Below are 7,259 nucleotides of genomic sequence, written 5' to 3'. Positions count from 1 at the left end.
TATGGCCCCCTCTCGTCAAGTTGTTGTGTCGCAACTCAACTTTAACCGATGAGGCCCTATCCTTCATCCTTTTTTATTCAACTGTCCAACATGTATTGTACTCCTACAAAATTAGTGGTTGCAATTCAGAAAAGAAGGTTGTATAATGTCCACAACCTGTTAAAGTGAGGAAGTATCTATGTCTCGTCCGTCCCTCACAACTGCATCCTTCGTGTTTTTCTGCGGCTGGGCTCGATTTATGAGCACCGGCTTTTTTGGCGTGGAGAAATAACGTAAGGATGAAAGAAATGGGAGGACCGGCGTAGGTCTTGTCGCAGGCATATTGCTGGAAGGCGCTCATTGATTTCATCAATGGGTGCTTTTTTTGTGCAGAAAGGAAGATAATATTATGGTAGTCGTCATGAGACCCGGCACGAAAGAGGCCGATATCCAGTCCCTGGTCCACAAGCTGGAGGGCACTGGCCTGACAGTAGGCATCACCAACGGCGTGGGCTGTACCATCCTGGGTCTGGTGGGTGATACCACCGCCGTGGATATGGACAAGATCTCCATCAACCCCCACGTGGAGCGCGTCATGCGTGTTCAGGAGCCCTACAAGAAGGCCAACCGCAAATTCCATCCGGAGGATACCGTGGTGGATGTGGCGGGGGTCAAGATCGGCGGCGGCCATTTCGCGGTGATCGCCGGTCCCTGTTCGGTGGAGAGCGAGGAGCAGATCACCGAGGTGGCCCGGGACGTGAAGCGCTCCGGCGCGACGCTGCTGCGGGGCGGCGCGTTCAAGCCCCGCACCTCTCCCTACTCCTTCCAGGGCATGGGCACCCCCGGTCTGGATCTGCTCCTGAAGGCCAAGGCAAAGACCGGCCTGCCCATTGTCACCGAGATCATGGACCCCCGCATGGCGGAGCTCTTTGAGGAGAAGGTGGACCTGGTGCAGGTGGGCGCCCGGAACATGCAGAACTTTGAGCTTTTGAAGGAAGTGGGTAAGATGTCCAAGCCCGTCCTGCTCAAGCGGGGCCTGGCCAACACCTACGAGGAGTGGATCATGTCCGCCGAGTATATCATGGCCGGGGGCAATGAGAACGTGATTTTGTGTGAGCGGGGCGTCCGCACCTTTGAGACCTACACCCGCAACACCCTGGACCTGTCCGCCATTCCCGCCGTCCGCCAGATGAGCCACCTGCCCATCATCGTGGACCCCTCCCACGCCGCCGGTATGTACTGGATGGTGGAGCCGCTGGCTCTGGCCGCCACCGCCATCGGGGCGGACGGCCTCATCATCGAGGTCCACAACGATCCCCAGCACGCCAAATGCGACGGGCAGCAGTCCCTCACCCCCACCAAGTTTGATAACCTCATGAAGAAGGTGGAGAGCCTGCGCAGCTGGACCACCAGCATCGGCAGTCTGGAGGCGCAGGAGAAATGAAGAGCCTCACTGTCTCCCTGCCCGGGCGCAGCTATGACATTCTCATCGAGCGGGGGCTTCTGGACGCCGCCGGCGTCATCACCCGTTCGGTGCTCCTCCACGCCACCCGCATCGCTGTGGTGACCGACAGCAACGTGGGTCCCATTTATGCCAGCCGGGTGGCGACCCGTATGGCCGCCGCCGGCTTTCAGGTCAAGGTGATCACCATTCCCGCCGGCGAGACCTCCAAGTCGCTGGACATGCTGGGCGAGCTCTATCAGGAGTTCCTCTCCTTCGGCCTCACCCGTACCGACGCCGTTGTGGCGCTGGGCGGCGGCGTGGTAGGCGATCTGGCGGGCTTTGCCGCCGCCACGGTGCTGCGGGGGGTGGATTTCATCCAGATTCCCACCACCCTGCTGGCCCAGGTGGACTCCTCGGTGGGAGGAAAGGTGGCCATTGACCTGCAGGCGGGGAAGAATCTGGCCGGGGCCTTCTGGCAGCCGAAACTGGTCATCATGGACCCGGACGTGCTGGACACCCTGCCCCAGGCGGTCTTTATGGACGGGATGGCCGAAGTGGTCAAATACGGCTGCATCAAGGACGGGGATTTCTTTGCCTTTTTGGCCCAGCGTCCCGACCGGAAGCTTCTCATGGACGAGATCGAGCATATCCTCTTCACCTGCTGCGACATCAAGCGGGCGGTGGTGGAGCAGGACGAGCGGGACACCGGCGAGCGGATGCTCCTCAACTTTGGGCACACCCTGGGCCACGCATACGAGTTGGCGGGCGGTTATGAGAGGTGGAGCCACGGTCAGGCGGTGGCGGCCGGGATGTGCGCCGCCGCTCATCTGGGCGTAAAGCTGGGCGTCACGCCGCCGGACCTTCCGGAGCGGCTGGAGGGGCTGGTGTCCGCGCTGGGACTGCCCACCGCCATTCCCTGCACGGCGGAGGAATACGCCGCCGCCGTGGGCCTGGACAAGAAGGGAACGGGGAACGACATCCGGGTGATTTTGCTGGACGCGCTGGGCCACGCCATCCCCCGCCGGATGGATAAGCAGGCCCTTCTGGAGGCTTTGGTATGAAAACGGCCCGCATCCTGCCCCGGACGCTGGCGGGGACGGTAACGCCGCCCCCCTCCAAGTCCCAGGCCCACCGGCTGCTCATCGCCGCCGCTCTGTCCGGCGGGATCAGCACCCTGTCTCACGTGGCCTTTTCTCAGGACATCGCCGCCACCCGGGATTGTCTGACCGCCATGGGGGCCTCCTTTGTGGAGCAAGGGCCGGGCGTGGTGGAGATCCACGGCCTGGGCTGGTCCATTCCCCAGGCGGGCCCCTATCCCATCTTTGACTGCGGGGAGAGCGGCTCCACCCTGCGCTTTCTCATTCCGCTGGCCCTGACGGTACACGGCGGCGGGGCCTTTACCGGCCGGGGACGGCTGATGGAGCGCCCTCAGACGCCTTATTTCCGCCTCTTTGAAGAAAAGGGTATTTTTTACCGCCTGGAAGGTGGTATACTCACAGTGAAAGGACAATTGACGCCGGGCGTCTATGCCCTGCCCGGCGACGTGTCCAGCCAGTTCATCACGGGGCTGCTGTACGCCCTTCCCCTGCTGGAGGGGGACAGCGACATCGTCCTCACCAGCCCGCTGGAGAGCGGCGACTATGTGACCATGACCCTCCGGGCGCTGGAGCGATTCGGCGTGGCGGTGGAGGCACGGGAAAACGGCTGGCACGTCCCCGGCGGCCAGCGCTACCGGGCCTGTGACGGCGCGGTGGAGGGGGACTGGTCCAACGCGGGCTTTTGGTACGCCGCCCAAAGTCTGGGCTGTCCGGTGGATATCGCCGGGCTGGACCCGGACTCCGCCCAGGGGGACAAACGCATTGCCGGTTTTGCCCGGGCCATGGAGGAGGCGGGGGACTTGACGCTGGATGTGCGGCAGTGTCCCGACCTGGTGCCCCCGCTGGCGGCCATGGCGGCGCTGCGGGCCGGAAGAAAGACGTCCATCGTCAACGCGGGACGGCTGCGCATCAAGGAGAGCGACCGGCTGGCCACGGTGACGGAGGTGCTCACGGCCCTGGGGGCGGAGATCAAAGAGGGGCCCGACGATCTGGTCATTGCGGGCAAGGAGAAGCTGCCCGGCGGGGTGACGGTCTCGGGGCACAATGACCACCGCATCGCCATGATGGCCGCCATTGCCGCCATCCGCTGTGAACAGCCGGTGTGCATCACCGGCGCCGACTGCGTCAAGAAATCCTATCCGGACTTTTGGCGGCATTATCAGCAGCTGGGCGGACAGGTGACTTTGGAGGAGACAGTATGAGACACATCATTTTCGGCGAATCCCACGGGCCGGTGATCGGCGTGACGGTGGAAGGGGTGCCCGCCGGTCTGGCGCTGGATCTGAAAAAGGTACAGCGGGAGCTGGACCGCCGCCGTCCCGGCCAGGACCCCACCGCCACCGCCCGTAAGGAGAGCGACAGGGTGGAGGTGCTCTCGGGACTTTTTGAGGGCAAGACCACCGGAACCCCGCTGACCATGATTATCCGCAACAGCAACCAGCACTCGGGAGATTACGATGCCCTCCGTTACACCCCTCGGCCCAGCCACGGCGACTATGCCGGGTTCATCAAGAGCAAGGGCTGCCAGGATCACCGGGGCGGCGGGCATTTTTCCGGCCGGCTCACTGCGCCTCTGGTGGCGGCGGGGGCGGTGGCAAAGCAGATTCTGGCCCAGAAGGGCGTGACGGTGGGAGCCCACATCAGCTCCATTTACGGGATCTGCGACGCCTCCCTGGAGGATACGGCGGAATTGGCGGCGGTGGCGGAAAAAGCCTTCCCCGTACTGGACGACGCCAAAGGGGAGGAGATGCGCCAGGCCATTCTGGAGGCCAAGGAAGAACTGGACAGCGTGGGGGGCGCCATTGAGTGCGCCGTCACCGGTCTGCCCGCCGGTCTGGGCGCGCCCGACTTCGGATGCAACGTGGAGGGCATCTTTTCCCAGTATCTCTTTGCCGTCCCGGCGGTGAAGGGGGTGGACTTCGGCGCGGGGGTGGCCTTTTCCCTCATGCGGGGCAGCGAGGCCAACGATCCCTTCGCCGTGGAGGACGGGAAGGTGGTCACCAAGACCAACCACGCCGGCGGCGTCAACGGCGGCATCACCAACGGGATGCCGGTGACCTTTGAGGTGACCATCCGGCCCACGCCTTCCATCGCCCTCCCCCAGGAGAGCGTGGACCTGCGCACCGGGGAGGAGATCGAGATCGAGATCAAGGGCCGTCATGACCCCTGCATCGTCCCCCGGGCGGTGCCGGTCATTGAGGCGGCGGCGGCGCTGGCTGCCTGCGCCCTGCTGGGGATTTGAGAGATGGGGGCAAGGAGCGAATGGAAATGACACAACTGGAACAATACCGCCGGGAGATCGACCGGATCGACCGGGAGCTGGTGGCGCTGTTCCTGGAGCGGATGGCGGTGACCGGACAGGTGGGGGTCTATAAGCAACAGCGGGGCATCCCGGTGCTGGACGCCCAGCGGGAAAAGGAGGTCATCGCCGCCAAGACGGCCATGACCGACGACCCGGCCCGGAAGGCGGACCTGGCCCATCTTTATGAGGCTATTATGGCCATTTCCCGGCGGCAGCAGCGCCAGCTGGTCAAGGAGGGACTGGAGGACCCGGGATATGCCGCCTGGGTATCCGACATGGCCCGGGCCAGAGCGCCGGTGCAAAATCCCCGGGTGGTCTACCAGGGGGAGCCGGGGTGTTACAGCGAGGAGGCGGCGGTGGGCTTTTTCGGCGCGGAGGTGAACAGCAGGGGCTGCCCCTGGTTTTCCGACGTGTTCCAGGCCTTGGAGGCCGGGGAGGCGGATTACGCCGTTTTGCCCATTGAAAACAGCTCCACCGGCTCCATCCGGCAGGTTTACGACCTGCTGGCCCAGTACCGCTATTCCATCGTGGGCGAGTATGAGGTGAAGGTGGAGCACTGCCTCATGGCCCTGCCCGGTGTGGCCATGGAGGAGATCCGCACGGTCTATTCCCACGAGCAGGGGCTCATGCAGAGCGAGCGGTTTCTGGACGCCCACCGGGACTGGACCCGGGTGCCCACCCTGGACACGGCGGGGTCTGCCAAGCAGGTGTCCGAGACCGGCGACCGCACCGCGGCGGCCATCTGTTCCCGCCGGGCGGCGGCGCTCTACGGGCTCCACATCCTGGTGGAGGGCACCAACTACAACAGCGCCAATCACACCCGGTTCGTGGTGGTTTCGCCGGTCCCCGAGCTGCGCCAGGGCCGGGACAAGATCAGCGCCCTCTTTCATCTGCCCCATCAGAGCGGCTCTCTCCATGAGATTCTGACCATTTTTGCCGTCCAGGGCCTCAACCTGCTGAAATTGGAGTCCCGCCCCATTCCGGGCCGGAGCTGGGAGTATCTCTTTTTCTTGGAGTTCAGCGGCGACCTGACCGCGCCCGGCATGGACGGCGTCCTTCACGAGCTGTCCCAGCTGGCCAGCGAGATGCGGATTTTAGGCAACTTTCCGTCCTATGAGGGCGTCCGATGAGAGAAAAAAATCTTGTGCTCATCGGTATGATGGGCTGCGGAAAGTCCACGGCAGGGGCCTTGCTGGCCCGGCGGCTGGGGCTGGAGCTGGCCGATACCGACGCCTTTGTGGAGGAGACCGAGGGGCGGACCATTCCGGAGATCTTTGCCGCCGACGGCGAGGCCCATTTCCGCCGGGCGGAGGAAGCGGCGGCCAGAGCGCTGGCGGCCCGGTCCGGGCTGGTGGTCGCCTGCGGCGGCGGTCTGCCCCTGCGGGAGGAGAGCATCCGGCCGCTGAAAGAGAGCGGAACGGTGTTTTTCCTCCGCCGGGACCCGGGGGAGATTTATGATACGGTATCGATGGACGGCCGGCCCCTGGGACAGGGCGGAAAAGAGGCCTTTCTGGCCCGCTTTGCCCAGCGGGAGCCGGTTTACCGCCGCTGGGCCGACCATGTGATAGAGGAATTTTCCACGCCGGACGCCACCGTCCGGGCCATTTTGGAGGTGCTTGGAACGATGAAGCTTTTGGTCGTCAACGGACCCAATCTGAACCTGCTGGGCAAGCGGGAGCCGGGGATTTATGGGGAAAACAGCTATGAGTCCCTCTGCGAAAGCCTGAAGGCGTTCGGCGCGGCCAACGGAGCGGAGGTGGACTGCTTCCAGTCCAACCACGAGGGGGCCATTGTGGACGCCATCCAGCAGGCGGACGGCGTGTATGACGGCATCGTCATGAATCCCGGCGCTTATACCCATTACAGCGTGGCCATCCTGGACGCCCTGAAGGCCGTTTCTGTCCCCTGCGTGGAGGTCCATATCTCCAACATCCACCAGCGGGAGGAATTCCGCCATAAAAGCGTCACCGCCCCCGCCTGCGTGGGCCAGATCTGCGGTCTGGGCCTCTACGGTTACCAGGCCGCCCTCTCCTACTTTCTTTCGAGAAAGAAAGTAGGCAAAGAAAGCTTTCATTGAGCGCTTGCCAGGCAACTGCCTGCGAGACAGGAAAGCGGGCTTGAACGGTAAAGACTCGTAGGGGCGCCATACATGGCGCCCGCAGGCTGTCGAAGAAGTGGAACGTGGTGCAGGAAACGTCAAAGTGCCTGCATGGAAGCAGGCGACCACAAGGGTCGCCCATTACTCGCCGAGGGCGGCGTGGACCACAGGAAAGGCGGGGCGGACAGTGTCCGCCCCCTACTTAGCGCAGAGGGAGCCGTGAAAGCACAGGGGGTATCCCCCCTTCCGTTGCCTTTGCTTCCCTCCTCGCGGCATAGCCGCTCGGCCTCCGCTAAAAATGTGCCACCGGCACATTTTTTAACGCTGCGGGGCCTGGCG

Annotated in this window: 6 protein-coding genes and 1 pseudogene; all 7 read left to right on the top strand. The window is 63.8% G+C overall.

What is annotated here, in order from left to right; all coding sequences use genetic code 11:
* Positions 1 to 388: 388 nt before the first annotated feature.
* The 7 genes and pseudogenes from aroF to aroQ all read left to right on the top strand — a co-directional run bounded on the left by aroF (position 389) and on the right by aroQ (position 6,899).
* Complete coding sequence (gene aroF / locus H7U37_RS13940; RefSeq protein ID WP_204876638.1) at positions 389 to 1,423, top strand: 3-deoxy-7-phosphoheptulonate synthase; 1,035 nt, start codon at positions 389 to 391, stop codon at positions 1,421 to 1,423.
* Positions 1,420 to 2,484, top strand: a complete 1,065-nt coding sequence (gene aroB, locus H7U37_RS13935; RefSeq protein WP_204876636.1) for a 3-dehydroquinate synthase — start codon at positions 1,420 to 1,422, stop codon at positions 2,482 to 2,484. The genes aroF and aroB overlap by 4 nt, the downstream gene beginning before the upstream one ends.
* Positions 2,481 to 3,722 (top strand): 3-phosphoshikimate 1-carboxyvinyltransferase, encoded by a 1,242-nt coding sequence (locus H7U37_RS13930; protein ID WP_204876634.1) that lies wholly within the window; start codon positions 2,481 to 2,483, stop codon positions 3,720 to 3,722. The genes aroB and H7U37_RS13930 overlap by 4 nt, the downstream gene beginning before the upstream one ends.
* Positions 3,719 to 4,762: a chorismate synthase gene (gene aroC, locus H7U37_RS13925; protein WP_204876632.1), complete on the top strand. Its 1,044-nt coding sequence runs from the start codon at positions 3,719 to 3,721 to the stop codon at positions 4,760 to 4,762. Before H7U37_RS13930 ends, aroC begins: the two co-directional genes overlap by 4 nt.
* Positions 4,763 to 4,788: 26 nt before the next feature.
* On the top strand, positions 4,789 to 5,952 hold the full coding sequence (locus H7U37_RS13920; protein ID WP_204876623.1) for a bifunctional chorismate mutase/prephenate dehydratase: 1,164 nt from the start codon (positions 4,789 to 4,791) through the stop codon (positions 5,950 to 5,952).
* Positions 5,949 to 6,428, top strand: a pseudogene (locus tag H7U37_RS13915) (shikimate kinase); the annotation flags it as partial. The gene H7U37_RS13920 and the pseudogene H7U37_RS13915, both read left to right, overlap by 4 nt.
* An 18-nt stretch (positions 6,429 to 6,446) precedes the next feature.
* Positions 6,447 to 6,899: a type II 3-dehydroquinate dehydratase gene (aroQ, locus tag H7U37_RS13910; RefSeq protein ID WP_204876640.1), complete on the top strand. Its 453-nt coding sequence runs from the start codon at positions 6,447 to 6,449 to the stop codon at positions 6,897 to 6,899.
* The last annotated feature ends 360 nt before the right edge of the window (positions 6,900 to 7,259 follow it).

Source organism: Pseudoflavonifractor phocaeensis, assembly GCF_016901735.1.
Classification (GTDB): domain Bacteria; phylum Bacillota; class Clostridia; order Oscillospirales; family Oscillospiraceae; genus Pseudoflavonifractor_A.
The sequence above is the reverse complement of the archived record's forward strand: the minus strand, read 5'-3'. Positions and strand labels throughout refer to the sequence as shown.

Bases quoted from the DNA above. Each gene is read 5' to 3' on its own strand.
- aroF (WP_204876638.1), top strand. From the start codon at position 389: ATGGTAGTCGTCATGAGACCCGGCACGAAAGAGGCCGATATCCAGTCC.
- aroB (WP_204876636.1), top strand. From the start codon at position 1,420: ATGAAGAGCCTCACTGTCTCCCTGCCCGGGCGCAGCTATGACATTCTC.
- H7U37_RS13930 (WP_204876634.1), top strand. From the start codon at position 2,481: ATGAAAACGGCCCGCATCCTGCCCCGGACGCTGGCGGGGACGGTAACG.
- aroC (WP_204876632.1), top strand. From the start codon at position 3,719: ATGAGACACATCATTTTCGGCGAATCCCACGGGCCGGTGATCGGCGTG.
- H7U37_RS13920 (WP_204876623.1), top strand. From the start codon at position 4,789: ATGACACAACTGGAACAATACCGCCGGGAGATCGACCGGATCGACCGG.
- aroQ (WP_204876640.1), top strand. From the start codon at position 6,447: ATGAAGCTTTTGGTCGTCAACGGACCCAATCTGAACCTGCTGGGCAAG.